26 protein-coding genes, 1 pseudogene and 1 riboswitch are annotated in these 26,252 nt (G+C 66.3%); of the genes and pseudogenes, 4 read left to right on the top strand and 23 right to left on the bottom strand.

Annotated features, from left to right (window positions below; all coding sequences use genetic code 11):
* Positions 1–4: 4 nt before the first annotated feature.
* From hisF to PWP93_RS14400, 21 genes are all read right to left on the bottom strand, one after another.
* Complete coding sequence (hisF, locus tag PWP93_RS14500; protein ID WP_421024879.1) at positions 5–778, bottom strand: imidazole glycerol phosphate synthase subunit HisF; 774 nt, start codon at positions 776–778, stop codon at positions 5–7.
* A gap of 197 nt (positions 779–975) precedes the next feature.
* On the bottom strand, positions 976–1,728 hold the full coding sequence (hisA, locus tag PWP93_RS14495) for a 1-(5-phosphoribosyl)-5-[(5-phosphoribosylamino)methylideneamino]imidazole-4-carboxamide isomerase (RefSeq protein ID WP_421044922.1): 753 nt from the start codon (positions 1,726–1,728) through the stop codon (positions 976–978).
* Positions 1,729–1,918: 190 nt separating this feature from the next.
* The gene (gene hisH / locus PWP93_RS14490) at positions 1,919–2,560 is read right to left on the bottom strand and encodes an imidazole glycerol phosphate synthase subunit HisH (RefSeq protein ID WP_421024880.1); all 642 of its coding nucleotides are present in this window, start codon (positions 2,558–2,560) and stop codon (positions 1,919–1,921) included.
* 12 nt (positions 2,561–2,572) lie between these two features.
* Positions 2,573–3,160 (bottom strand): imidazoleglycerol-phosphate dehydratase HisB, encoded by a 588-nt coding sequence (gene hisB / locus PWP93_RS14485; protein ID WP_421024881.1) that lies wholly within the window; start codon positions 3,158–3,160, stop codon positions 2,573–2,575.
* Positions 3,161–3,254: 94 nt separating this feature from the next.
* Positions 3,255–4,331, bottom strand: coding sequence for a histidinol-phosphate transaminase (hisC, locus tag PWP93_RS14480; protein WP_421044921.1), 1,077 nt, complete (start codon positions 4,329–4,331; stop codon positions 3,255–3,257).
* Between the two features lie 188 nt (positions 4,332–4,519).
* Positions 4,520–5,839: a histidinol dehydrogenase gene (gene hisD / locus PWP93_RS14475; protein WP_421024883.1), complete on the bottom strand. Its 1,320-nt coding sequence runs from the start codon at positions 5,837–5,839 to the stop codon at positions 4,520–4,522.
* Between the two features lie 59 nt (positions 5,840–5,898).
* On the bottom strand, positions 5,899–6,585 hold the full coding sequence (hisG, locus tag PWP93_RS14470; protein ID WP_421044920.1) for an ATP phosphoribosyltransferase: 687 nt from the start codon (positions 6,583–6,585) through the stop codon (positions 5,899–5,901).
* Positions 6,582–7,844 (bottom strand): UDP-N-acetylglucosamine 1-carboxyvinyltransferase, encoded by a 1,263-nt coding sequence (gene murA, locus PWP93_RS14465; RefSeq protein WP_421044919.1) that lies wholly within the window; start codon positions 7,842–7,844, stop codon positions 6,582–6,584. The genes hisG and murA overlap by 4 nt, the downstream gene beginning before the upstream one ends.
* A gap of 108 nt (positions 7,845–7,952) precedes the next feature.
* Positions 7,953–8,192 (bottom strand): BolA family protein, encoded by a 240-nt coding sequence (locus tag PWP93_RS14460; RefSeq protein WP_035531648.1) that lies wholly within the window; start codon positions 8,190–8,192, stop codon positions 7,953–7,955.
* A gap of 27 nt (positions 8,193–8,219) precedes the next feature.
* On the bottom strand, positions 8,220–8,975 hold the full coding sequence (locus PWP93_RS14455; RefSeq protein WP_035531649.1) for an ABC transporter permease: 756 nt from the start codon (positions 8,973–8,975) through the stop codon (positions 8,220–8,222).
* On the bottom strand, positions 8,972–9,907 hold the full coding sequence (locus PWP93_RS14450; RefSeq protein WP_421024885.1) for an ABC transporter ATP-binding protein: 936 nt from the start codon (positions 9,905–9,907) through the stop codon (positions 8,972–8,974). Before PWP93_RS14450 ends, PWP93_RS14455 begins: the two co-directional genes overlap by 4 nt.
* A gap of 260 nt (positions 9,908–10,167) precedes the next feature.
* Positions 10,168–10,440, bottom strand: a complete 273-nt coding sequence (locus PWP93_RS14445) for an STAS domain-containing protein (RefSeq protein WP_421044918.1) — start codon at positions 10,438–10,440, stop codon at positions 10,168–10,170.
* Complete coding sequence (locus tag PWP93_RS14440) at positions 10,437–11,069, bottom strand: MlaC/ttg2D family ABC transporter substrate-binding protein (protein WP_421044917.1); 633 nt, start codon at positions 11,067–11,069, stop codon at positions 10,437–10,439. Before PWP93_RS14440 ends, PWP93_RS14445 begins: the two co-directional genes overlap by 4 nt.
* Positions 11,070–11,225: 156 nt before the next feature.
* Positions 11,226–12,218: a VacJ family lipoprotein gene (locus tag PWP93_RS14435; protein WP_421044916.1), complete on the bottom strand. Its 993-nt coding sequence runs from the start codon at positions 12,216–12,218 to the stop codon at positions 11,226–11,228.
* Positions 12,219–12,230: 12 nt separating this feature from the next.
* Positions 12,231–12,860, bottom strand: coding sequence for an outer membrane lipid asymmetry maintenance protein MlaD (gene mlaD / locus PWP93_RS14430; RefSeq protein WP_421044915.1), 630 nt, complete (start codon positions 12,858–12,860; stop codon positions 12,231–12,233).
* A gap of 54 nt (positions 12,861–12,914) precedes the next feature.
* Positions 12,915–13,691: a lipid asymmetry maintenance ABC transporter permease subunit MlaE gene (gene mlaE, locus PWP93_RS14425; protein ID WP_421044914.1), complete on the bottom strand. Its 777-nt coding sequence runs from the start codon at positions 13,689–13,691 to the stop codon at positions 12,915–12,917.
* Entirely contained in the window at positions 13,688–14,509 is an 822-nt protein-coding gene (locus PWP93_RS14420) for an ABC transporter ATP-binding protein (protein WP_421024891.1), read from the bottom strand. The genes mlaE and PWP93_RS14420 overlap by 4 nt, the downstream gene beginning before the upstream one ends.
* Before the next feature lie 177 nt (positions 14,510–14,686).
* The gene (gene thiE, locus PWP93_RS14415; RefSeq protein ID WP_421044913.1) at positions 14,687–15,796 is read right to left on the bottom strand and encodes a thiamine phosphate synthase; all 1,110 of its coding nucleotides are present in this window, start codon (positions 15,794–15,796) and stop codon (positions 14,687–14,689) included.
* The gene (locus PWP93_RS14410) at positions 15,793–16,608 is read right to left on the bottom strand and encodes a thiazole synthase (protein ID WP_421044912.1); all 816 of its coding nucleotides are present in this window, start codon (positions 16,606–16,608) and stop codon (positions 15,793–15,795) included. Before PWP93_RS14410 ends, thiE begins: the two co-directional genes overlap by 4 nt.
* 76 nt (positions 16,609–16,684) lie before the next feature.
* A complete protein-coding gene (thiS, locus tag PWP93_RS14405) occupies positions 16,685–16,882 on the bottom strand; it encodes a sulfur carrier protein ThiS (RefSeq protein ID WP_028218467.1) in 198 nt (65 codons plus the stop codon).
* A gap of 125 nt (positions 16,883–17,007) precedes the next feature.
* Entirely contained in the window at positions 17,008–18,150 is a 1,143-nt protein-coding gene (locus PWP93_RS14400; protein WP_421044911.1) for an FAD-dependent oxidoreductase, read from the bottom strand.
* Positions 18,151–18,412: 262 nt separating this feature from the next.
* A riboswitch (TPP riboswitch) is annotated at positions 18,413–18,517 on the bottom strand.
* Positions 18,518–18,781: 264 nt separating this feature from the next.
* On the opposite strand from PWP93_RS14400, the gene PWP93_RS14395 reads away from it, so the two are divergent.
* The 4 genes and pseudogenes from PWP93_RS14395 to PWP93_RS14380 all read left to right on the top strand — a co-directional run bounded on the left by PWP93_RS14395 (position 18,782) and on the right by PWP93_RS14380 (position 23,876).
* Positions 18,782–20,539 carry an ABC transporter ATP-binding protein/permease gene (locus PWP93_RS14395; protein ID WP_421044910.1) on the top strand — a complete coding sequence of 586 codons (1,758 nt, stop codon included), beginning with the start codon at positions 18,782–18,784 and terminating at the stop codon, positions 20,537–20,539.
* A gap of 107 nt (positions 20,540–20,646) precedes the next feature.
* Positions 20,647–20,898 (top strand): annotated as a pseudogene (locus PWP93_RS14390) (SDR family oxidoreductase); the annotation flags it as partial.
* A 271-nt stretch (positions 20,899–21,169) separates the two neighbouring features.
* Positions 21,170–22,447 carry an MFS transporter gene (locus tag PWP93_RS14385; RefSeq protein WP_421044909.1) on the top strand — a complete coding sequence of 426 codons (1,278 nt, stop codon included), beginning with the start codon at positions 21,170–21,172 and terminating at the stop codon, positions 22,445–22,447.
* Between the two features lie 52 nt (positions 22,448–22,499).
* Positions 22,500–23,876, top strand: a complete 1,377-nt coding sequence (locus PWP93_RS14380; RefSeq protein WP_421044908.1) for a D-amino acid dehydrogenase — start codon at positions 22,500–22,502, stop codon at positions 23,874–23,876.
* A gap of 16 nt (positions 23,877–23,892) precedes the next feature.
* Here the strand turns inward: PWP93_RS14380 and thpR are convergent, their stop codons facing one another.
* Complete coding sequence (thpR, locus tag PWP93_RS14375; protein WP_421044907.1) at positions 23,893–24,450, bottom strand: RNA 2',3'-cyclic phosphodiesterase; 558 nt, start codon at positions 24,448–24,450, stop codon at positions 23,893–23,895.
* Between the two features lie 229 nt (positions 24,451–24,679).
* Positions 24,680–26,146: a glutamate synthase subunit beta gene (locus PWP93_RS14370; RefSeq protein ID WP_421024900.1), complete on the bottom strand. Its 1,467-nt coding sequence runs from the start codon at positions 26,144–26,146 to the stop codon at positions 24,680–24,682.
* Positions 26,147–26,252: the final 106 nt, after the last annotated feature.

The following is a 26,252-nucleotide window of genomic DNA, read 5'->3' as shown; positions in this document are numbered from 1 at the left end:
GGCGTCACATCCTCACCGAAATGCCCTGCTCGGCCATGAAGCGCTTGGCCTCGCCCACGGTGTGCTCTCCATAGTGGAAGATGCTCGCCGCCAGCACGGCGTCGGCATGGCCCTTGACGATGCCGTCCGCGAGATCCTGCAGGCCGCCCACGCCGCCCGAGGCGATCACGGGAATCGGCACGGCGTCGGACACCGCGCTCGTGAGGGCGAGATCGAAGCCGCTCTTGGTGCCGTCGCGGTCCATGCTCGTGAGCAGGATTTCGCCCGCGCCCAGCTCAGCCATCTTGCGCGCCCATTCGACGGCGTCGATGCCCGTGGCCTTGCGGCCGCCGTGCGTGAACACTTCCCAGCGCGCGGGTTCGCCCGGCGCTGAAGTACGCTTCGCGTCGATGGCGACGACGATGCACTGCGAGCCGTATTTGTCGGCCGCATCGCGCACGAGCTGCGGATTGGCGACGGCCGACGAGTTCATGCTGACCTTGTCGGCGCCGGCGTTAAGCAGCCGCCGCACGTCGGTGACGGCGCGCACGCCGCCGCCCACGGTCAGCGGAATGAAGACCTGCGAGGCCACCGCTTCGATGATCGGCAGAATCAGGTCGCGCTGGTCCGAAGTGGCCGTGATGTCGAGAAAAGTGAGTTCGTCGGCACCCTGGTCGTCGTAGCGGCGCGCGATTTCGACGGGGTCGCCCGCGTCGCGCAGCTCGACGAAGTTGACGCCCTTGACGACCCGCCCGGCGGTCACGTCGAGACAGGGAATGATGCGTTTGGGTAGAGCCATGATCTTGCCGATGTTGCCAGGCGCGCCGAAACCGCAGCAGCTACGCCTATAGTCGTGCGATAGCGGTTATCGCGAAATTAGCCGGAGGCCGTATCTTCGGGAACGGACTTGCCGCCCCTTGCCGGTCGCACCGAGAACCCAAAGTGGATCCGACCTCCACCCGGGAGGCCGCCCACGCGACGCATCAAGCGTCGTCCTTAAGCGTCGTCAGACTCACGCAGGCTGTCTGCGTGCGTTTGCGCCTGGGCGAAATCGAGATCGCCCGAGTAGATCGCGCGGCCGCAGATCACGCCTTCGATGCCTTCGTCCTCGACTTCGCACAGCGCGTCGATGTCGGCGAGATTCGACAGGCCGCCGCTCGCGATCACCGGAATCTTCACCGCGCGCGCGAGCCGCACCGTCGCTTCGATGTTGATGCCCTGGAGCATGCCGTCGCGGCCGATGTCGGTGTAGATGATCGACTCGGCGCCGTAGTCTTCGAACTTGCGCGCGAGATCGACCACTTCGTGGCCCGTGAGCTTGCTCCAGCCGTCGGTGGCAACTTTGCCGTCCCTCGCGTCGAGCCCGACGATGATATGACCCCCGAACGCCGTGCACGCTTCCTGCAGGAAGCCCGGGTTCTTCACCGCGGCCGTGCCGATGATCACGTATGAGAGGCCGTCGTCGAGATAGCGCTCGATGGTGTCGAGGTCGCGGATGCCGCCGCCAAGCTGCACGGGGATCTCGTCGCCGACTTCGCGGATGATCTCGCGAATCGCGTCCTCGTTCTTCGGCTTGCCGGCGAACGCGCCGTTCAGGTCGACGAGGTGCAAACGCCGCGCGCCGCGCTCGACCCAATGTCGGGCCATGGCCGCCGGTTCCTCGGAAAAAATCGTCGCCTGGTCCATATCGCCTTGTTTAAGGCGAACGCAGTGACCGTCTTTGAGATCGATGGCCGGAATCAGCAGCATAGCAATCGGGTGATATCTGGGAATGTGGTTGGAATCAGCCGGCAACGGCCGGGAAGAACCCCGATCCGACGCCGTTTCGCTAGTTTAGTACAACTCTTTCGGCAGCCTTGCTGATGCAAATCGGCTTTGGGCGATGCTTGCACGCAGGCCCTCTGGCCGGGCGCTTCGAACCAACAGCGCCGTCCGTGAATCAGGGGTTCCAGTGAACGAAGTTGCGATAGACGCGCAAGCCCGCCGCAGCGCTCTTTTCCGGGTGGAATTGGGTGGCGAAGATGTTATCCCGCGCCACCGCCGAGGTAAAGTCCGCGCCGTAAGGCGTTTCGCCTACGGTGTGAGCCGGATCGGCCGGAACCACATAATAGCTGTGCACGAAATAAAAGAAGCTCTCGTCGGGCACGCCGTCCCACAGCGCGTGAGCGCGCGACTGGCGCACGCGGTTCCAGCCCATCTGCGGCACCTTGAAGCGCGAGCCGTCGTCCTGGAGCCGCCCTTCGAGCTCGAAGCGCACGACCTTGCCCGGCAGCAGGCCGAGACCCTTCGTGTCCCCTTCGGCGCTCCAGTCGAACAGCATCTGCTCGCCCACGCACACGCCCATCAGCGGCTTGGTGCGCGAAGCTTCGAGCACGGCGTCCTGCAAGCCCGATTCCGCGAGGCTGCGCATGCAGTCAGGCATCGCGCCCTGGCCCGGCAGCACGACGCGGTCAGCCGCGCGAATCGCCTCCGGGCGCTCGACGATCTGCACGTCGGCTTCCGGCGCAGCCTGTTTCAATGCCTGGGCCACCGAACGCAGGTTGCCCATCCCATAATCCACAATCGCAATTGAAGTTTTCATCTCGGATACCGCTTACAAGCTGCCCTTGGTAGACGGAATCTTGCCCGCCTGGCGCTCATCGAGCTCGGATGCCTGGCGCAGCGCGCGGCCGAAGGCCTTGAACACGGTTTCCATCTGGTGATGCGCGTTCAGGCCGCGCAGATTGTCGATGTGGAGCGTCACGCCCGCGTGGTTGACGAAGCCGCGGAAGAATTCGATCGACAGGTCGACGTCGAACGTGCCGATGCGCGCGCGCGTGAACGGCACGTGGAACTCGAGGCCCGGACGGCCCGAAAAGTCGATCACCACGCGCGAGAGCGCCTCGTCGAGCGGCACATAGGCGTGGCCGTAGCGGCGGATGCCCTTCTTGTCGCCGATGGCCTGCGCGACCGCCTGACCGAGCGTGATGCCGACGTCTTCCACCGTATGGTGGTCGTCGATATGGGTATCGCCATGCGCCTCGATTTCCAGATCGATCAGACCGTGTCGCGCGATCTGGTCGAGCATGTGGTCGAGAAACGGCACACCGGTCGCGAGCTTCTGCTCGCCGGTGCCGTCCAGATTGAGTTTCACGCTGATTTGCGTTTCGCTGGTGTTGCGAACGACTTGCGCGACGCGCATGGCAATTTCCTTCAAACAGCCCGTAACGGAGGGTTCATGGAACGAAAGCCCGGAGCGCTCGTGACACTGTGCGCTTCAGGCCGGTGAGATCGGATTACTTGAGCACGAGCTTAAGGGCGGCGAGCAAGCGCGCGTTTTCGTCGGGGGTCCCGACGGTCAGGCGTACGCAATTCGCCAGCAATGGATGCATTTTACTCACGTTTTTGACCAAAACCCGCGCCGTCAGCAGGGTATCGAACACGGCGGAGGCATCGGGCACGCGCACCAGCAGGAAATTGCCGGCGCTTTCGAACACTTCGGCGCCCGGCAACCTTGCAACGTCGGCAGCCAATTGCGCCCGGTCTGCGCGCAACTGGGCCGCCTGCGTGTCGAGCACGTCGAGATGTTCGAGCAGGAAATCGGCGGCGGCCTGGGTGAGCACATTTACGTTATACGGCGGGCGCACCTTGTCGAATTCGTTGAGCCATGCAGTACGGCCCGCGAGGTAGCCCAGACGGATGCCCGCCAGCCCGAGCTTGGACATCGTGCGCATCACGACCACGTTGTCGAACGCGCCCGCGCGCGGCATCCAGCTCGCCTGCGCGAACGGCTGATAAGCCTCGTCGATCACGACGAGCCCGCCCGCTGCATTGGCAGCCTCGATAATGCGCTCGATGTCGGCGTCCGCGAACAGCGTGCCGGTCGGGTTGTTCGGGTACGCCAGCCAGATCATGGCCGGCTGGTGTTCGGCGATGGCGGCCAGCATGGCATCGCAATCGAGCGTGAAGTCGGCCTTGAGCGGCACGCCGACAAAATCCACCTGCGCAAATTTCGCCGACATCGCGTACATCACGAAGCCCGGCACCGGCGCGAGCACCTTCGCGCCCGGCTTCGCGCACGCCACCGTGACCATGCTGATGATCTCGTCCGAGCCGTTGCCGAGCAGCACCTCGCAGCCGGGCGGCACATGCATCGCGGCCTTGAGCTTCGCCATGAGCGCCTCGGGGCGCGGAGCCGGATAGCGGTTGAGCGCGATGCCCGCGAGATGCTCGCCCAGTTGCGCCGCCAGAGCGACCGGCAACGTGTACGGGTTCTCCATGGCGTCGAGCTTCACGAAGCCGGTGGCGTCGGGAACCGGGTAGCTCGTCATGGCGAGCACGTCGGAGCGGATGATGTCTTGTGGTGTTGTCATTGTCGATTGGCGCGCGCGAGGCGCGCAGCCGGCACGAACGGCCAGCTATGGCGCGCGCGGGTTACTTCGGTGTTCCAAACATCGGGCTCAGGCGAGCGTATTTCAAGCCGATGCTTGCGCACGTCTCCTCGGGGGTGCGGCACGCATGAAACTCATGCATGCCGCGCTGTTTTGATTCTGGTACCGCTTCAGACCTGCTTCATGCGGTACTCGGCGCTGCGCGCGTGGGCCTGGAGGCCTTCGCCGTAGGCGAGTTCCGCGGCGATCTCGCCGAGCGTCTGCGCGCCCTCCGCGCTCACCTCGATCACGCTCGATCGCTTGATGAAATCATAGACGCCGAGCGGCGACGAGAAACGTGCGGTACGAGACGTAGGCAGCACGTGATTCGGCCCCGCGCAGTAGTCGCCGAGGCTTTCGCTCGTGTAGCGGCCGAGGAAGATCGCGCCCGCGTGGCGGATTTCGGCGCCCCACTTCTGCGCATCGAGCGCAGAGATTTCGAGGTGCTCGGGCGCGATGTCGTTGGCGATTGCGCAGGCTTCGGCCATGTCGCGCACCTTCACGAGCGCGCCGCGGTTCGTGAGAGACGTCGCGATGACTTCGGCGCGCGGCATGGCAGGCAAAAGCTCGTTGATGGCGTCTTCCACGCGCTTGATGAACGCTTCGTCCGGGCACAGCAGGATGGATTGCGCGAGTTCGTCGTGCTCGGCCTGCGAGAACAGGTCCATCGCGACCCAGCGCGGATCGGTGGTGCCGTCGCACAGCACGAGAATCTCGGAGGGCCCGGCGATCATGTCGATGCCGACCGTGCCGAACACGCGGCGCTTGGCCGAGGCCACATAGGCATTGCCCGGGCCGCAGATCTTGTCGACGGGCGGAATGGTGCGGGTGCCGTAAGCGAGCGCGCCCACAGCCTGCGCGCCGCCGATGGTGAACACGCGGTCGACGCCGCCGAGCAGCGCCGCCGCCAGCACGAGCGGATTCTTCACGCCATCGGGCGTGGGCACGACCATGATGATCTCGCGCACGCCCGCGACCCGCGCGGGAATCGCGTTCATCAGCACGGAAGACGGATACGCGGCCTTGCCGCCCGGCACGTAGAGACCCACGCGGTCGAGCGGCGTGACCTTCTGGCCGAGCACGGTGCCGTCGGCTTCGGTGTATTGCCAGCTATGCGAGCCGCACTCGATGCGCTGCTTCTCGTGGTAGCCGCGCACGCGCGCGGCCGCCGCCTCGAGCGCCGCACGCTGCTTGGGCTCGAGACTTTCCAGCGCCGCCTCGAGCTCGCTGATCGGCAACTCCAGCGCATCGACGCTGGCAGCGCTAAGGCGATCGAAGCGGTTCGTGTAATCGAGCACGGCGGCGTCGCCGCGCGCCTTCACATCGGCGAGAATTTGCGCGACTGAGCGCTCGATGGCCTCGTCTTCGCTCGCCTCGAAGGCGAGCACGCCATGCAGCGCCGCCTTGAAACCTTCGGCGCTCGAATCGAGTTTGCGCATCGTGATAGCCATGCTGATATCCATCCGGAACGGTTATATGCGTATGCGGGTAATGCGCGGGTTATGCGCGTTTATGCACGCGTGGCGCGTTCGAACGCGTCGAGAATCGGCCGCAGCGCGGCGCGCTTCAACTTGAGCGCCGCCTGATTCACGACGAGGCGCGAAGAGATCTGCATGATCTCTTCGACCTCGACCAGGTTGTTCGCACGCAGCGTGCCGCCCGTGCTGACGAGGTCGACGATCGCGTCGGCGAGGCCGACGAGCGGCGCGAGCTCCATCGAGCCGTAAAGCTTGATGAGGTCGACGTGCACGCCCTTGGCCGCGAAGTGCTGGCGCGCCGATTCCGTGTACTTGGTGGCCACGCGCAGGCGCGCGCCCTGGCGCACGGCGTTCGCGTAGTCGAAGCCCGACTTCACGGCCACGGAGAGGCGGCAGCGCGCGATGTCGAGATCGATCGGCTGATAGAGCCCGTCGCCGCCGTGTTCGAGCAGCACGTCCTTGCCCGCCACGCCGAAGTCGGCCGCGCCGTACTCCACGTAGGTGGGCACGTCGGTCGCGCGCACGATGATCACGCGCAGGTTCGGGTCGGTCGTCGGCAGGATCAGCTTGCGCGAGGTTTCCGGGTCTTCGGTCACCTCCACGCCCGCGGCCGCGAGCAACGGCATCGTCTCTTCGAAGATGCGGCCCTTCGAGAGCGCCAGCGTGAGCGGCGCGCCGGCGGCGGCGGCCGGCGTGGGCTTGGACTCGACCGTGCTCATGCCGCGTTCCCCTTGATGCGCTTCACGTTCGCGCCGATTCTGGTGAGCTTCTCTTCCATGCGGTCGTAGCCGCGGTCGAGGTGATAGATGCGGTCGATGAGCGTCTCGCCGTCGGCGCACAGGCCCGCGATCACGAGGCTCGCCGAGGCGCGCAGATCGGTCGCCATGACCTTCGCGCCCGACAGCTTCTCGACGCCGGAGACCAGCGCCGTCTTGCCGTCGATCGTGATGCTCGCGCCGAGGCGGTTCAATTCCTGCACGTGCATGAAGCGATTCTCGAAGATCGTTTCCACGACCTGCGAGGTGCCGTCCGCGATCGCGTTGAGCGCCATGAACTGCGCCTGCATGTCGGTCGGGAAGGCCGGGTATTCGGCGGTGCGCAGATTCACGGCGCGCGCGCGCTCGTGCATGCGCACGCGCATCCAGTCGTCGCCCTCTTCGATCGTCACGCCCGCTTCGCGCAGTTTGTCGGTAACGGCGTCGAGGATGCCCGGACGCACGCGGCGCAGCATGACATCGCCGCCCGCGGCGGCCACCGCGCACAGGAACGTGCCGGCCTCGATGCGGTCGGGAATGACCGTGTGCTGCGCGCCGTGGAGCTGGTCCACGCCCTGGATCACGAGGCGGTCGGTGCCGATGCCTTCGATCTGCGCACCCATCGCCACGAGCAGGTGTGCGAGGTCGCCCACTTCGGGCTCGCGCGCGGCGTTCTCGATCACCGTCTCGCCCTCGGCGAGCACGGCGGCCATCAGCAGGTTTTCCGTGCCGGTGACCGTGATCATGTCGGTGACGATGCGCGCGCCCTTCAGGCGCTTCGCGCGCGCCTCGATGAAGCCGTGCTCGATATTGATCTCGGCGCCCATCGCCTGGAGGCCCTTGATGTGCTGATCCACGGGGCGCGCGCCAATCGCGCAGCCGCCGGGCAGCGACACCTTCGCCTCGCCGAAGCGCGCGACGAGCGGCCCGAGCACGAGAATCGACGCGCGCATGGTTTTCACGAGCTCATACGGTGCGACGAGGTTGTCGACCTTCGAGGCGTCGAGCCGCACGCGGTTGCCATCCTGCCCGGTGCGCACGCCCATCTGGTTCAGCAGCTTGAGCGTGGTGCGCACGTCCTGGAGGTCGGGCACGTTGTCGAGATGGACGGGTTCCGCGCTCAGCAGGCCCGCGCAGAGAATGGGGAGCGCCGCGTTCTTCGCACCCGAAACGGTCACTTCCCCTGCGAGCTGCTGCCCGCCGACGATGACGAGTTTGTCCATGCCTGAGGTTTCCTGATCGGTGCGGCCGGCTTGCGGCGTCGCGTCATGTGGTGCGGCGCCGCTCGCGGCGGCGCCATTGTCCTGGGTAATTCGCACTGAGATTCCAGATTATGCGTTCTGCCATTCGGCGGGCGTGAGCGTCTTCATGCTGAGCGCGTGGATTTCCTCGCGCATGCGCTCGCCGAGCGCCGCATAGACGAGCTGATGGCGCTGGATCAGGCGCTTGCCTTCGAACGCGGGCGATACGATCGTCGCAAAGAAGTGCTGACCGTCGCCCTCGACTTCGAGATGCTCGCACGCGAGCCCTGCCGAGATGTACTGTTTGACCTGTTCCGGAGTCGGCAACATGGTGGGTGGCTCCTGCCTCAATTGCATTTAGTGGCGCAGCTTGTAGCCGCTTGCGAGCAGACGCATCGCCAGCGTGGCCAGCACCACGAAAAAGACGAAAACGATCGCGAGACTTGCGAGCGGGTTAATGTCGGACAAGCCGAAAAAACCGTATCGGAAGCCGTCGATCATGTAGAAGAACGGGTTCAGCCGCGACACCTCGCGCCAGACCGGCGGCAGCGTATGCGTCGAATAGAACACGCCCGAAAGGAACGTGAGCGGCATGATAAGAAAGTTCTGAAACGCCGCGAGCTGGTCGAACTTCTCGGCCCAGATCCCGGCGATCAGGCCGAGCGTGCCGAGGATCGCCGAGCCGAGCACCGCGAAAGCGATGATGTAGAGCGGCGCGGAAAAGCTCATCGGAATGAACCAGATCGTCACGACGAACACGCCCGCGCCAACGGCGAGGCCGCGCACGATCGAAGCGAGCACGTAGGCTCCAAACATCTCCCAGGCGGCCAGCGGCGGCAATAGTACGAATACGAGATTGCCCGTGATCTTCGATTGAATGAGCGACGAAGACGAATTCGCGAAAGCGTTTTGCAGCACGCTCATCATCACGAGGCCGGGAATCAGGAAGCTCGTGTATTCGACGCCCGGATACACCTCCACGTGGCCGCGCAGCGCGTGGCCGAAGATCGTCAGATACAGCAGCGCGGTGATGACCGGCGCGAGCACGGTCTGGAAAGAGACCTTCCAGAAACGCAGCACTTCCTTGTAGAACAGGGTACGAAAGCCGCTCATGCCAGCCCCTCGATGACCTCAGGGCCGTTCATCACCTGCACGAAGACATCCTCCAGATCGGCTTTGCGCACTTCCACTTCTTCCAGTTTGCAGCCGTTCGCGCGGCACAGCGACAAGATGCGCTCGACTTCATCGTAGCTGGCGAGGCGCAACAGGTGCTGGCGCTCGCGGCCATTCGGCAGATTCGACGTATCCACTTCGAGCGCGCGCAGTTCGGTGGGCAGCACGCCTTCAGAAAAGCGCACGAACAACTGCGTGCCCGCGAAGCGCTGCAGCAGCGTACTGGTGCGCTCGAGCGCCACCACCTCGCCACGCCGCAGCATGGCGATGCGGTCGCACAGCTCTTCCGCCTCTTCCAGATAGTGCGTGGTGAGCACGATGGTGTGACCTTCGCGGTTCAGGCGCGCAATGAACTTCCAGAGCGTCTGGCGCAGCTCGACGTCCACGCCGGCGGTGGGTTCGTCGAGCACGATCACGGGCGGCCGGTGCACCAGTGCCTGTGCGACCAGCACGCGGCGCTTCATGCCGCCCGACAGCGCACGCATGTTCACATCGGCTTTTTCGGTGAGGTCGAGATTGGCCATGATCTCGTCGATCCACGCATCATTGTTGCGCAGGCCAAAATAACCGGACTGGATGCGCAGCGTCTCGCGCACCGTGAAAAACGGATCGAACACCAGTTCCTGCGGCACCACGCCGAGATTGCGGCGCGCGTTGCGGTAATCGCTCACCACGTCGTGACCGCGCACGGTGATCGAGCCCTCGTCGGCGCGCGCGAGGCCTGCGAGACAGCTGATGAGCGTCGTCTTGCCCGCGCCGTTCGGGCCGAGCAGCCCGAAGAACTCGCCCTCTTCTACGGTGAAGCTGACGCCCTTGAGCGCCTGGAGCTCTTTGTAGCGCTTTTTGACGTTGCGGATTTCTATGGCTGGCATGACTCAGGCGCCGCCCGCCGTGAACGGCGCGGCTGATAGTGCATCTACGCTGCGGGGAAGACCAGAATTGGGGACGGTTTATGCCGCCTTCGAAGCTCCCGAAAACCGGGGCAACGCCCAAAAAACATTTGATTATAGGCCAAGTCGGAGAGCCCAGTCTGGGCCCGGTCTGGACTTGAAGATGGAAGCGGCAGCCTGCGGCACCTGGGTTCGCGCGCCAAAGCGGCGCTCGACCGGCGTGGCCGCGTGGCCGCCGCGCGTCAATGTCGCTCGTGGAGGAGCGAGTCGACGCCGTAAGCGCGCGCGAGGGACGCGAGCGCGGTGGGGAGATTCAGAACGCTGAGGGTGAGGCCACGCTCGCGCGCGGCGCGCTGCCATGCGATCAGCACGGCGAGCGCCGATGAATCGAACTGCGTGAGCGACGCGCAATCGACGGCGCTGGCGCCTGCCGCGATCTGCGCGAGGCCCGCCGAGAGCGTGGCATTCGCACTCTCGAGATTCAGCGTGGCGCCGGTGGCGAAGCGCTCGCTCACGAAGCGGCCTTGCCGGCGGCGAGTTGCTGGTTACGCTGCGTGAGGAAGCTGATGAGGCCCTGCACGCCGCCCTGCTGGATCTTCTCCTGGAACTGCTGCTGGTAGGCCTGGATCAGCCATGCGCCGAGCACGTTGATGTCATACACGCGCCAGCCTTGCGGCGTCTTGTACAGACGGTAGTCGAGCTCGATCGGCTGGCCGTTGTTCATGACCGTCGAACGGACCACGACATCGGTATCGTCCGGGTTCGCACGGAACGGCTTGTACTCGATCTGCTGATCGCGCACCTGGGCAAGCGCGCCCGAGTACGTGCGGATCAGGAGCGTCTTGAACTGCTCGGTGACCTGTTGCTGCTGCTCGGGCGTGGCCGTGCGCCAGTTGCGGCCCATGGCGAGCTGCGTCGTGCGGCGGAAGTCTGTGTACGGCAGGATCTTCTCGTTCACGAGCTCCGTGATCTTGTTAATGTCGCCGGACTGGATCGACTTGTCGCCCTTGATCTGGTCCATCACCTGCTGCGTGACCGACTTCATCATGGCGTCAGGGTTGTTGGTGTCGACCGTTTGCGCGGACGCTGCGCCGGCAAACGCAAAAAACATGGCGAAAATCGGGAACAGAAAGAATTTCTTCATAGCGAGTCCTGCAAGTTGGGGAACAACGCCCCGTTGGAGGTCAACGATATCACGCGAGCACCAAGGCACCGAGTCAAAGAGTGCCAAGAAACTGCGACAAGCGTTTCAGCTTGTTACGTCAGATTTAAGGGCCGGGACAAGGACCGCCTGGCCCAATCAATGCAGGCGCAGCAGACCCGGCGCGCCAATGCCAATGCGCGCCGGTGGAACGAACTGTTCGCCTGGCACCGCGGCGCCGGATGCGCCCGCCGGTGCCGCGGCACCCGATGCCGGCGTCGCGGGCGCTGGTGTCGCGCCGTCGGGGCTGGCCGGCGCCATGCTGGCTGCCGCCGGCACTGCGGCACGCGCAGCGCCCGATGCCGGAACCGCCGCCGTGCCCGATGCGGGCACGGCCGCACCCTCATCGGGCTCGCCGTAGTTCGGCAGTGGCGCGCCATCGCCGTAATCGGGCAGATTGCTCGACGTATGACCGTCGGAGAGCAGGTACTGGCGGCGCTGCAAATAGGCGTTGCGAATAAACGAATACTTGTCGATGGCCGCGCCTTCGAGCAGATCGCTCGCGCCCAGCAGGTTCGCGCGCGCGCTCACCACGTCCAGACCGTAAAGACCCCACGAAAGCGCCGGCGGATTCACGTACGTAAGCGGATTGATGAAGTAGTTGCCCACCATCCCCACGCCGTCGCGCACGGTGCTCGGACCGAACAGCGGCAGCACCAGATACGGGCCGGCCGGCACACCGTAATGGCCGAGCGTGAGACCGAAGTCCTGGTTGTGCTTGGGCAGCTTGGCGAGCGACGCCACGTCGAACAGGCCGCCCACGCCGAAGACCGTGTTGATCACGATCCGCATGATGTCCTCGACCCCATCGGCGATCTTCAACTGCAGCAGATTATTGGCCGCGTTGTAGACATCGCCGATGTTCGCGAAGAAGTTCGTCACGCTGTCGCGCACCGGCTGCGGCGTGACTTTCACGTAGCCCTTTGCAACCGGCTTGAGCGCGTACTGATCGACTGTGTCGTTGAAGGTGTAGATCGAGCGGTTGAAGCCTTCCCAGGGATCGTCCTTCGACGGCGTCTGCACCGTCGAACACGCCGTCAGCGCGAGCGCCACGGCCCCGGCCGTGAGGGTGCGCATGCGAGGGATTGTCATTTTTTATTCTCCTTATTGCGCTGCCGCGCCCGAGCCAGCCGGCGCAGACGCGGGTGCCGGCGCGGGAGCGGCGTGCTCGCCGCCAGCCCCGTTCGCGGGGGCTGGCACGGGCGCAGCGGCGCTGTTGCCCGCGTTGTTGCCCGCGTTGTTGCCCGCGTTGTTACCCGATTTCGAAGCCCCCGAATCGGCAGCCTTGCTGTAGAGGAACTGGCCGATCAGGTTTTCGAGCACGATCGCCGATTGAGTCATGGAGAGGGTGTCGCCGGCCTTGAGCATTTCCGTGTCGCCGCCCGGCTCCAGCCCGATGTACTGCTCACCGAGCAGGCCCGAGGTCAGGATCTTCGCCGACGAGTCCTTCGGAAACTGATACTGCTGATCGATGTTGATGGTGACGAGCGCCTGATAGGTGTTCGTATCGAAGCCGATGGACGCCACCCGGCCCACGGTCACGCCCGCGCTCTTCACAGGCGCGCGCGGCTTGAGTCCGCCGATATTGTCGAACTTGAGCTTGACCGGGTAGGTCGGCTGGAACGAAAGCGAGCTCATGTTGCCGGCCTTCAGCGCGAGAAACAGCAGCGCAATGAAGCCCAGCACCACGAACAGGCCGACCCAGAAGTCGAGAGCAGTCTTTTTCATCGTCATTCCAATCAGAATCCGTTGCGGCGGCGCCATGCACGAGGCGCCCGCGCTCCATCCTTAGCTGAACATCAGCGCGGTGAGCAGGAAGTCGAGGCCCAGCACCGCGAGCGACGCGTACACGACCGTCCTCGTGGTCGCGCGCGACACGCCTTCGGGCGTGGGCTTTGCCTCGTAGCCCTGATACAGCGCGGTGAACGTGACGGCGAAGCCGAACACGATGCTCTTGATCACGCCATTGCCCACGTCGGCCCAGACATCCACGCCGCCTTGCATCTGCGACCAGAACGCGCCCGCGTCCACGCCGATCAGCAGCACGCCCACCACGTAGCCGCCCAGAATGCCGACCGCGCTGAAGATGGCCGCCAGAATGGGCATGGCGACCACGCCCGCCCACATGCGCGGCGCGACCACGACGCGCACCGGGTCGACCGCCATCATTTCCATGGCCGTAAGTTGCTCGCCCGCCTTCATGAGGCCGATTTCGGCCGTGAGCGAGGTGCCCGCGCGGCCCGCGAACAGCAGCGCCGTGACGACGGGGCCGAGCTCGCGCACGAGCGAGAGCGCAACCAGCAGCCCGAGCGCCTGCTCGGAGCCGTAGCGGTTGAGCGTGTAGTAGCCCTGCAGGCCGAGCACGAAGCCCACGAACAGGCCCGACACCGCGATGATCAGCAGCGAATAATTGCCGACGAAGTGAATCTGCTTCGTGACAAGGCGCGGACGGCGCAGCAGCGGGAAGAATTCCAGCACGAGGCGCATGAAAAAGCGCGTGGCATGGCCCGCACGCGAGATCGAGTCGAGGACCGCGCGGCCGAGCGAACTGATGGCGCCGATCATGAGCGGCCTCCGCCGACGCCGAAGTCCGCGTCGAGCGGCACGTCCGTCGGGTAGTGAAAGCGGAACGGGCCGTCAGGTGCGCCGTCGATGAACTGACGCACGATCGGGTCGGTCGAGGCGCGTAGCTCGGCGGGCGTGCCCTCCGCCTGGACGTGGCCGTTCGCGAGGAAATAGACGTAATCGGCAATCGCGAATGATTCGGGCACGTCATGCGTGACGAGGATCGACGTGGCGCCGAGCGCGTCGTTCAAGGTACGGATCAGGTTCGCGGTGATGCCGAGTGAAATGGGGTCGAGACCGGCAAACGGCTCGTCGTACATCATGAGCTCAGGGTCGAGCGCGATTGCGCGCGCCAGCGCCACGCGCCGCGCCATGCCGCCCGAAATCTCCGAAGGCGCGAGGTCGCGCGCACCGCGCAGGCCCACCGCGTTGAGCTTCATGAGCACGAGGTCGCGGATCAGCTCTTCGGGGAGATCGGTGTGTTCGCGCAGCGCAAACGCAACGTTTTCGAACACCGACATGTCGGTGAAGAGCGCGCCGAACTGGAACAACATGCCCATTTTCCGGCGCAGCGCGTAAAGGCTGTCACGTGATTGGGCGCCGATGTCCTGACCCTGAAACAGCACCTGCCCGCGCTGGGCGCGCACGAGCCCGCCGATCAGCCGCAGCACCGTGGTCTTGCCGCCGCCCGAGCCGCCCATGACCGCAACCACCTGACCGCGCCGAAAGCGCATGTTCAGGCCGGACAGGACGAGCCGGTCGCCGTAGCCGAAGTCGACGTCGCGCAGCTCCAGAAGGGTCTCAGAGTTCGAGGGCACGTAGCAGGCAGTCCATTTATACGAAGGCGGGATTATAGGGCCATCGTACGAATGCTGCCGTGGCACGCCCAAGCCCCTTGATGCAAGTCGGGCATCCCCGAGGACGCCACGGCTAGCGCTTGCGCGCCGGCCGGCCCGGAACGAATCCGGCGTGCGGCCAGTGGCGAAGCGGGCTAATTATTGCGTAAACGCGTTGCGCAACGCAGCAACCGCGGCAGCCGGGTCGGCGGCCTCGGTGACGGCGCGCACGACCGCCGCGCTGGGCGCGCCGGTTGCGAGTACCGCGGGCAGCGCGGCAAAGTCGATGCCGCCGATGGCGACCATCGGCACCACGCCGTCGAGCAGCTGCACGTAGCGCGCCAGACGCGCGAGCCCTTGCGGCGCGGTCGGCATGGTCTTGGTCGTGGTGGCGAACACGGCGCCGCACGCGATGTAGCTCGGCCGGAAATGCAGCGCGGTGAGCATCTCGAAATAGCCGTGCGTCGACAGACCGAGGCGGATGCCCGATGCGGCAAGCGCGTTCAGATCCGCCTCGCGCAGATCTTCCTGGCCCAGATGCACGCCGTAGGCGCCCGCGGCCATCGCCGCCTGCCAGTGGTCGTTGATGAAGAGCTGCGCGTCATGCTTGCGGCCCGCCGCGACGCAGCGCTCGATCTCGTGCGTGAGTTCCGGCGACTTCGGCTGCTTGCTGCGCAGCTGCACGGTCTTCACGCCGTAATCGAGCACGCGCTCGACCCAGTCGGCGGTCGGCAGCACGGGATAGAGGCCGAGCTTCGCGGGGCACGGCGCGAACGGCTGCGCGGGCGCATCGGGCAGGCCGAGCACGCGCGGAAAACGGGCGATGTCGATCGGCCATGCGTCGTCCTGCTGCTCGTCGCCGTCGCGCCAGGCGAGCGCCAGCACGAGCGCATCGTGCGGATCGAAGCCGCAGTCGAGAAACGCCGCCAGCGCCGGGATCCAGTCCTCCGCGAGGGTGCCTTCGAGCGCGTAGCGCTCGCCGCCCAGATGCAGCGTGGCGCGGCCCGCCGAGGGCGTGCCGGCCGCCTCGATCACGCCCGCGCCATCGGTCATCCAGCGCGCGATGTTCGCGAGATGCGGCGCGGCGTCGGTCACGACGATCAGGTCGCCGCCATTGGGCGTGTCGGGCGGCGTCAGGCACAGGCGCCACGGCGCGTGCGTGGGCTGCCAGTCGCCGAGGCGGGCGCGAATGCGCTCCGCCGTTTCGGTGAGTTCGTCCGCGGGCGGCCAGAACAGCTCGCGATCCTTGATTCGCAGCGTTTGGGTCATTGCTGGCCTCCATCCTGATGCCAGAACGGCATGCCGACCACGGGCGTGCTCGCCACGGCCGCCTCGCGCTCGGCCATCGGTCCGGCGAGGAACGCGGTGCGGCCCGCCTCGACGCCCAGCGCGAATGCGCGCGCCATCGCCTCGGGGTGCGTGGCCTGCGCCACGGCCGTGTTCAACAGCACGCCGTCGAAGCCCCACTCCATCACTTGCGCCGCATGCGACGGCAGGCCGAGACCCGCATCGACGATCAGCGGCACGTCGGGCAGCCGCTCGCGCAGCACGCGCAGGCCGTACGGATTGATCACGCCCTTGCCCGTGCCGATGGGCGCACCCCACGGCATCAACGCCTCGCAGCCCGCATCGAGGAGGCGCCTGCCGATCACGAGGTCTTCGGTGCAGTACGGCAGCACCTTGAAGCCGTCCTTCACGAGGCGCGCGGCGGCTTCGATCAGGCCCACCGGGTCCGGCTGGAGCGTGTAGTCGTCGCCGATCAGCTCGAGCTTGATCCAGTCGGTCTCGAAGACTTCGCGCGCCATGTGCGCAGTAGTGATCGCCTCGTTGACCGTGAGGCAGCCCGCCGTGTTCGGCAGGAACGGCACGCCGTGGCGCTTGAGCAGATCGAAGAAACCGGCTTCCGCCGTGCCGTCATTCATCTGGCGCCGCAGCGCGACGGTGATCATGCCGGGGCGCGCGGCCTCCATCGAATCGGAGAGCGCTTGCAGCGACGGATAGCGCGAGGTGCCGAGCAGCACGCGGCTCGCGAAGGTTTCGCCGTACAGCGTAAGTGCATCGGCGGTCTGATGATGGGTCATGGCTTGAATCCTGGGCAGGTAGCGGCGGACGGGCGGCGCGCGCAAAGCGAGCAAAGCGGCGGGATCGCGTGTGCGATCAGCCGCCAGCCACCGGGCTGACGACGTCGAGGCGGTCGCCCGCCGAAAGCGTGCGCGCACCGTGCTGGGTGCGCGTGACGAAATCGCCGTTCACGGCGACGGCAAACGGCGGACGCGCGCCGAATGCGGCGAGCGCATCGGCGACGGTCGCGCCTTCGGGCAGCGTGAGCGGCTTCTGGTTGATCTGAATATCCATGGCAATTCGTCTGACTACGTTGTTTCCGGCAAGGCGCGAACCGTGCGCCTCGTCTCCTGTTTGTGGTGTCGCGCTCGCGGCTTTCGCTTGCGATCGGCTTCCGAGCGCGCTCGAGCCGCCACGGTTCAAGCGGGCTCGTGGGCACCCTGCGGCGCGTGCAGCATCGACGCCCAGCGCGACTCGCGACGCAGCGACTCGAAGGCGTCGGCATCGGCGAGCTGGCCCGCCAGCAGCGCCTCGGCCACGCGCACCGCTTCGTCGGCCACGGCGGGCGCGATCATGAAGCCGTGGCGATAGAGACCGTTCACGCGCAGCGTGCTGCCGCCCCCTCGGTCGTCACCCCGGCCACCGTCCCAGATGAGCGCAGGACGATGATCGGGCAACGTCGGACGGCACTGCGAATTCAATTCGAGAATGCGCGCTTCGCCAAATGCCGGATGCACGGCGAACGCCGCGCTCAGCAATTCGAGCGCCGAGCGCACGCTCACGGGCGAGCGGTCCTCGCCCTCGATCTCGGTCGCGCCGATCACATAGACATCGTCCTGCTTCGGTGCGATATAGAGCGGATAGCGCGGATGCAGCAGCCGCACGGGCCGCCGGAGGCCGATGCCCGGCGCATGCACGCGCGCCACTTCACCGCGAATGCCGCGCAGCGCCGGCAGCGCGGGCTTGGCGCCGAGGCCCCGGCAATCGATCGTCACGCGCGCGCGCGGCAGGTTCGCGTCATCCACGCTCGTATGCCAGTGCGTTTGCACGCCGCGCTGCGCGAGACCCGCTGCCAGCGCCGCCAGCGCCTGGCGGTTGTCGAGCTGGCCTTCGCCGCCCAGCAGCCAGCCGCGCGCGAAGCGCCCGGCGAGCGCCGGTTCCGCGGCGTCGATCTGCGCGCCCGCCAGCGTCGTGAAATTGGCGTCGGCCAGCGCACGCGGCGCGTTCGCGCGCACGCGGCGCTCGAACAGCGGCGCCTCGGTGCGATCGGCGTGGTGCCAGACCACGAGCGTGCCGTTGCGCTGGAAAAACACCGGCTCGGGCAACTCGGCGAGAATGCGCGGCCAGGTCTCGAGCGAGGCCACGCCCAACTCGATGATCAACAGTTCGGCGACGGCGGCCTCGGCCAGCGGCGCGAGCATCGCCGCCGCGATCCAGGCGGCCGACTCGCCGCCCTCGGGCCCGCCGCGCTCATAGAGCGCCACGCGATGCCCCGCGCCCGCAAGACGCCATGCCACGAGACGTCCGCATAGCCCGCCGCCGAGCACGGCGAAATCGGGCATGGCGAACGCAGACGCGCAAGCACCGGCAAAAACCGGGGAATGATCAGAATAAGGTGTAGAAGAGGCGGTCATCGTATCCTTTCCGTACGGCAAACAAGCATGCGTACCCAAGGACGAAACCGGCTGGCAAGGCCGGCCGTGCAAACGACGTGAAGCGCAAAACCCGACATGCGCGGCACGTGCTGCCCGGCGGGAATCTGGACGCCTGAATGAACCCGGCCGAATCGAACCGACCGGTCGAACTCATCAATCATGGCGCCAGCAAGACTTTCCGGAAACTTCCCGCGCCGGTATTACCCGGATCGGGTGCGAAGGGTCTCTCTCAGCCTCACTGCGGTATACCAGTGAAGCACCCCTGTTTCGTCAGCGGTCATTAGACCACAAAAGCCGCGCACGCCGCAAACCACCACGGGACGGCCGGCCGTTTCCGCTCTGGCACAATGCCCAAACCGCGGTGAATCGCCCAGCTCGCACGGGCGGTGAGACAATGTCGCACCCCAGTCGCCCGGACGCCGCGCGCAGGCGATTAAGTCTTGCTTAAGCGCTTCGGGACACAATCGCTGCGCCCCGGCGCTGCGTGCGGCGGGTATCGTCTATTCCGGCCGCGGGCCGGCACAACATCAGGACGCACATGACCAACCTCACTCCCCGCGCCACGCCGGATCAGAACGAGCACCACAAGATCACGGCCTGGAGTCTGATCAAGCCCTACTGGGTGTCCGAGGAACGCTGGGTCGCCTGGGGCCTGCTGGTGGCGATCATCGCGATGAATCTCACCGTCGTGTGGATCAACGTGCAGCTCAACGACTGGAACCGCGACTTCTACAACGCGCTGCAAAACAAGGATGCCAAACAGTTTCCGCATCTGCTGATGATCTTCACCGCGCTGGCGTTCGGGTTCATCATCCTCGCGGTGTACGGGCGGTATCTGCGCCAGATGCTCGGGTTTCGCTGGCGCCAGTGGCTCACCACGCGCTTCCTGAACGAATGGCTCGGCCAGGGCGCGTTCTACCGCATCGAGCGCGACCGCCTCGCCGACAACCCCGACCAGCGGATCAGCGACGACCTCCAGTCGTTCGCCACCACCACGCTCTCGCTCACGCTCGATCTGCTCTCCACGGTCGTCACGCTGGTCTCCTTCATCATGATCCTTTGGTCGCTCGCGGGCGCGCTCGCGTTCGCGGTGGGCGGCACGCCCATTACGATTCCGGGTTATATGGTGTGGGCCGCCGCGCTCTACGCAGTGTTCGGTTCGCTCGTGATCCAGAAGGTCGGCCATCCGCTCGTGTCGATCAATTACCAGCAGCAGAAAGTGGAGGCGGACTTCCGCTTCGGCCTGATTCGCCTGCGCGAAAACGCCGAGCAGATCGCGCTCTACGACGGCATGGACACCGAGCGCAGCAACGCGCAGGGCCTGTTCCACCACATCCGCGACAACTGGTGGCGCGTGATGAAGTACACGAAGCGCCTCACCTTCGTGCTGAGCTTTTATGGCCAGATCGCCATCATCTTTCCGATCGTCGTGGCCTCGCCGCGCTACTTCGCGGGCGCCTTCACCTTCGGCGTGCTGATGCAGATTTCGAGTGCATTCGGCACCGTGAGCGACTCGTTCTCGTGGTTCATCAACAGTTACTCCACCCTCGTCGAATGGCGCGCCACCGTGAACCGTCTGCGCGAATTCGTGCGCGTGGTGCACTCGCCGCGCCTGAAGGAAAGTGTCTCACCCGCCACCGAGCACGGCGGCATCAATCTGCATTACGTCGACAACAACGCCCTCTCGACCACGCATCTCAAGCTCGCGCTGCCCAACGGCACGCCGCTCTCCGAGGTGCGCGACATCGCCATCAAGCCCGGCTCGCGCTGGCTCGTGCGCGGCCCCTCGGGCGCGGGCAAGAGCACGCTGATCCGCGCACTCGCGGGCCTCTGGCCGTTCGGCGAGGGCTCGATCGACGCGCCCGTCGACGCGCGCATGATGTTCATCCCGCAGCAGAGCTATCTGCCGATCGGTACGCTCAAGGCTGCACTCACCTACCCCTCGCCCGCCGACGACTACAGCGACGAAGACTGTCGCGAAGCGCTGCGCGCATGCCGTCTCGAAGACTACGTGGATCGCCTGCACGAGTCCGCGCACTGGACCCGCGTGCTCTCGCCGGGCGAGCAGCAGCGGCTTGCGGGCGCGCGCGTGCTGCTGCACAAGCCCGACTATCTGTTCCTCGACGAAGCAACGAGCGCGCTCGACCCCGACAACGAAAGCCGTCTCTACAAGCTCTTCATGGAACGACTGCCGAAATCGGCGATCGTGAGCGTGGCGCACCGCGAGTCGCTCGCGGCATACCATCCCGAGACGCTCGAGATCGAGCGCACGCCAGAGGAGCGGGTCGCGGCGTGAGCGGCGATACCAACACGCGCGTCGTCCTGATCACGGGCGCAGGCTCCGGCATTGGCGCAGCACTCGCGCGGCGCCTGGCCGCGCCCGGCGTCGCGCTAATGCTGCACGCGCGCGCCGCCGCCGAACTCGCGCCACACGGCGTGACCGTGAACTGCGTGGCGCCCGGCTACACCCGCAAGGACGCGGGCCCGTCGCCCGAAAACGCGCCGGCCTGGGCGCACGCCGCCAAGGCCACGCCGCTTGGCCGCGTGGCCGAACCCGCCGACATCGCCGAGCTCATTGCCTTTTTGCGGTCCGACGCCGCACGCCATATCACCGGCCAGACGATCCACGTCGACGGCGGCCTGACGCTGGGCTGAGGCCCGGCGCAACGGGCTTCGCACGCCGCCCCGAAGCCCCCCGACGAGGCGCCCAGGCAGGCATCACCTGCCCCACCGCCCGCCCCGACTTTCAACTCCCCTGGCCGCGAATGCCTTTCGCACCGTAAAATAGCGCCGTTCGAGCGCCTGCTGCGATGCCCGCCCCGCCGGACACCGCATGCGCGGCTCACCGCTTCACGGCTTCATGGGTCGTTGCGCGCACAACAAATATGGGGACGGCACAATGGGATCTTTCCAGTGATTCAGGGAGTTGAACGAGCGCGAGCGGCGCACGCTCTACGCCGGCTTCGGCGGCTATGCGGTCGACGCGTTCGACTTCATGATCTACTCGTTCCTGATCCCGACGCTCATCGCCGCCTGGGGCATGACCAAGAGCGAGGCCGGCATGATCGCGACGAGCTCGCTGATCTCCTCGGCGCTCGGCGGCTGGCTCGCGGGCATCCTCGCCGACCGCTACGGCCGCGTGCGCGTGCTCCAGTGGACCATCGCCACCTTCGCGCTCTTTACATTTCTGTCCGGTTTCACGCATTCGTTCTGGCCACTGCTCGCCACGCGCACGCTGCAGGGCATCGGCTTCGGCGGCGAATGGTCGGTCGTGACGATCATGATGGCCGAGACGATCCGCTCGCCGCAACACCGTGCGAAAGCGGTGGGCACCGTGCAGAGCAGTTGGTCGTTCGGCTGGGGCGCCGCCGCCATTCTCTACTGGGCGTTCTTCGCGCTGCTGCCCGAGCAGTACGCATGGCGCGCGTGCTTCTGGATCGGCATCGTGCCCGCACTGTGGATTTTCTACGTGCGCCGCAACGTGAGCGAACCCGAAGTGTTCCTGCAAACGCGCCGCGCACGCGAGCGCGGCGAAACGCACGGCCATTTCCTGCAGATCTTCGCGCCCGCGCACCTCGCCACGACGCTGCTCGGCAGCGCACTGTGCACCGGCATGCTGGGCGGCTACTACGCGATCACCACCTGGCTTCCCACCTATCTGAAAACCGTGCGCCATCTGTCGGTATTCAACACGAGCGGCTATCTGGTCGTGCTGATCGTCGGTTCGTTCACGGGCTATATCGTCGGGGCCATTCTGTGCGACAAGATCGGCCGGCGCGCATCCTTCATCCTGTTCGCCATCGGCTCGTTCGCGCTCGGCATGGCCTACACGATGCTGCCGATCACCGACACCGCCATGCTGCTGCTCGGCTTTCCGCTCGGCATTGTCGTGCAGGGGATCTTCGCGGGCGTGGGCGCCTATCTTTCCGAGCTCTATCCGAATGCGATCCGCGGCTCGGGCCAGGGCTTCTGCTACAACCTCGGGCGCGGCCTCGGCTCGTTCTTCCCGATCCTCGTGGGCACGCTCGCGCAGACCACGGCACTCGTGAAAGCGATCGGCGCGGTGGCCGGCGCGGGCTATCTGCTCGTGATCGTCTCCGCTCTGTGCCTGCCAGAAACGAAGGGCAAGGCGCTGACCGACGATCCCGCAACTGCGACCGGCAGCGAGTCTGCCCGTCCTTCGGCGAACCCCACTGCACAATGAGCGCGAACGTGCTGCAACACCGTCCGTTCCCGCCCCACTCACTACGACCGGCATGAAAACGATTGTCCTCGGCGCCGGTGTGATCGGCGTCGCCACTGCGTATTACCTGAGCGAACGGGGCTGCGACGTCACGGTGATCGAGCGCGAGCCGGGCGTCGCGCTCGGCACGAGCTTTGGCAACGCCGGCGTGATCGCGCCGGGGTACGTCACCCCCTGGGCCGCGCCGGGCATGCCGGCCAAGCTCGTCAAGTACCTGCTCAAGCCCGCTTCGCCGCTGATTTTCCGGCCCACGCTCGATGCCGCGCAATGGCGCTGGATCGCGCGCTGGCTGCGCGAGTGCGACCTCGATCGCTTTCGCATGAACAAGCAGCGCATGCAGCGCATCGCCTACTACAGCCGCGCGTGCCTGCATGCGTTTCGCGCGCAGCATGCGTTCGAATATGGGCGCAGCCAGGGCTACCTTCAGATCTTTCGCAGCGACTACGACGTCGAACTCGCCCAACCGGCGCTGGGCGTGCTGCGCGACGCGGGCATCGCCTATCGCGAACTGGACGCCGCAGGCTGCGCGCAGATCGAGCCGGGCCTCGCGTGGTCAGGCGTGAAACCCGTGGCCGGCATCTATCTGCCCGACGACGAGGCCGGCGATTGCGCACGCTTCACGCGCGAACTGCGTGCCGTGTGCGAGACGAGCGGCGTGAAGTTCGTTTTCGACACCGAAGTGCTCGCGCTCGAAGCCATCGGTGGCCGGGTGAGCGGCGTGCGCGTGCGGCCCGTGCCCGGGCGGCGCACGGCGAACAACCGCCGCGAGCTGCGGGAGCAGCGCCGCGAGCAACGCCGCGCGCCCGCCGAAGTGCTGCGCCCCGCGGACTTGAACGAGGTAGCCGATACCGAGCCGCAAACGCTCGCGGCGGACGCCGTCGTGGTGGCGCTCGGCGTGGAAAGCGCGGCGCTCGTCGCGCCGTTCGGCGTGCGGGTGCCACTGTATCCGGTGAAGGGCTACTCGGCCACGCTGCCCGTGGTCGACGAGCAGAAAGCCCCGCGCGCCGCACTCATGGACGAATCGCTCAAGACCGCCATCACGCGCTTCGGGCCCTACCTTCGCGTGGCCGGCACCGCGGAGCTCGGCGATCACCGCACGACGCTGCGCGAGCAGGCGCTGCAAACGCTTATGAAAGTGCTCGACGACTGGTTTCCGCACGCGGCCACGCCTTCTTCCGCGCAGTTCTGGGTCGGACGCCGGCCGATGGTCCCCGACGGCGCGCCGCTGCTCGGCCGTTCCGGCGTTCAAGGGCTGTGGCTCAATGTCGGCCACGGCTCGACCGGCTGGGCGATGTCGATGGGCTCGGGACGTGTGGTCGCCGATCTGATCGCCGGACGCAAGCCCGAGATCGATCTCGATGGGTTGACGCTGGAGCGGTATCGACGCTAATTGCGGCGTCGAGCGGTTAGACCGCCACGCTCGCGAGCGCCTCATAACGCGCGCCCTGCCGCGCGAGCGTGCTCGAATACAGCACGAGCGAAGTAAACCGCAACGGCGGCAGCGCCGGCGCTCCGTTCTCATGCGGCCCACCGCGCGCGTCGCGCGCAAAACGCGCCAGCGTGATGTGCGGCCGGAACACGCGCGCATCGAGCGGCAAGCCCACCTCGCCCATCAGGGAGCGCACCCGCCAGTCGAGCGCCGTGAACGCATCGGACATGGCCAGCACGGCCACCATCAAGCGCGGCTGCGCACGCCCCGGCCAGCACTCGATCCTGGTGACGGACGCGGGCGGGAATGGAGACAAAGGCGGCACCGTACGCTCGGCGAGGCGCGCCGCGAGCGACTCGCCCTGCGCGAACGACATCGCGCCAATGAACGCCACCGTGAGATGCAACTGCGCATACGGCACCCGGCGCGCGTTGGGCGGCACGTCGAGCGCGGCGAGTGCGTCGCGCGAAGGCGCATCGGGCGCGAGCGCGACGAAGCAGCGCCGCCATTGATCGGTCTCGCGGGCTTCGGACATGATCGGCAGGCCTCGGGATGAGGAAAACCGCCCCATGGTAGCGCGCCTGCCAGTGTTTGCTGGCCTTATGCGCTTGCGCCGGCCCGCGCAGCGACGGCCCACCTCGACGGAAGCCAGCGAAAAAAAGCCAGACCACCCTTACAGGCGGCCCGGCTTGACGGTGTTTACTGCGTGTTGCCCACTGCGGCCAGCGAGGATCGCTCGCCGGCTTGAATCTACTCAACCCATCTCAGCGCGGCAGCTCCGAGCTGCCCATCAGGAACGCGTCGACGGAGCGTGCGCACTGACGGCCCTCACGGATCGCCCACACCACGAGCGACTGGCCGCGGCGCATGTCGCCGGCGGTGAAGACCTTGTCGACCGACGTGTAGTACGCCTTCTCGCCTTCGGTCGCGGCGCGCACGTTGCCGCGCGCGTCCTTCTCGACGCCGAACGCTTCGAGCACCGGCGAGACCGGCTGCGTGAAGCCCATCGCGAGCAGCACCAGATCGGCCTTCATTTCGAACTCCGAACCCGGCACTTCGACCATCTTGCCGTCCTTCCACTCGACGCGAGCCGCGATCAGCTTCTCGACCTTGCCGTTCTTGCCTTCGAGGCGCTTGGTAGCGACCGCCCAGTCGCGCGAGCAGCCTTCCTCATGCGACGACGAGGTGCGCAGCTTGACCGGCCAGTACGGCCACACGAGCGGCTTGTTCTCTTCCTCGGGCGGCTGCGGCAGCAGCTCGAACTGCGTGACGCTCTTCGCGCCGTGGCGGTTCGAGGTGCCCACGCAATCGGAGCCCGTATCGCCGCCGCCGATCACGACTACGTGCTTGCCCTTGGCCAGCAGTTGGTCCGGCAGCTTGTCGCCCGCGTTGACCTTGTTCTGCTGCGGCAGGAACTCCATCGCGTAGTAAACGCCTTCCAGCTCGCGGCCCGGCACCGGCAGATCGCGCGGCGTTTCCGAACCGCCCGCGATCACCACGGCGTCGAACTGTTCCTTCAGTTCGGCGGGCGTGATGGTCTGCTTGGCCGTATTGCCAATGTGCGCCGGCAATTCGCCCTTGCCGATGAACACGTTGGTGCGGAACGTCACGCCTTCGGCTTCCATCTGGCGCATGCGGCGGTCGATCAGCCACTTCTCCAGCTTGAAGTCGGGGATGCCGTAGCGCAGCAGGCCGCCGATGCGGTCGTTCTTCTCGAACACGGTCACATCGTGGCCGGCGCGCGCGAGTTGCTGCGCGACGGCGAGGCCTGCGGGGCCCGAGCCGACCACAGCCACTTTCTTGCCTGTCTTGTGCTTCGCGACTTGCGGCGCGACCCAGCCTTCAGCCCAGGCCTTGTCGATGATCGCGTGCTCGATCGACTTGATGCCTACGGGATCGTTGTTGATGCCGAGCGTGCACGCCGCTTCGCACGGCGCCGGGCAGATGCGGCCCGTGAACTCGGGGAAGTTGTTGGTCGAGTGCAGGACTTCGATCGCGCTCTTCCAATCCTGGCGGAACACCAGATCGTTGAAGTCCGGAATGATGTTGTTGACCGGGCAGCCGTTGTTGCAGAACGGGATGCCGCAGTCCATGCAGCGCGCGCCCTGGACCTTCGCGTCGGCGTCGGAGAGCGCCGCGACGAATTCCTTGTAGTGCTTCACGCGCGTAAGTGGTGCTTCGTACGCCTCATGCTGGCGCTCGAACTCGAGAAAACCGGTTGCCTTGCCCATTTGGTTCTCGTCTATCTCTATCTAATTCGGTGAGGGGACCGCGCCCGCCGCCGCGCGAGTTGTCGTAACTCATGCCGCGCGGCGGGCGCTCCTTCGTCTTGGTGTC

The sequence above is a fragment of the Paraburkholderia sp. A1RI-2L genome, assembly GCF_048957375.1.
Lineage (GTDB): Bacteria > Pseudomonadota > Gammaproteobacteria > Burkholderiales > Burkholderiaceae > Paraburkholderia.
This window is presented reverse-complemented; position numbering and strand designations above follow the sequence as displayed.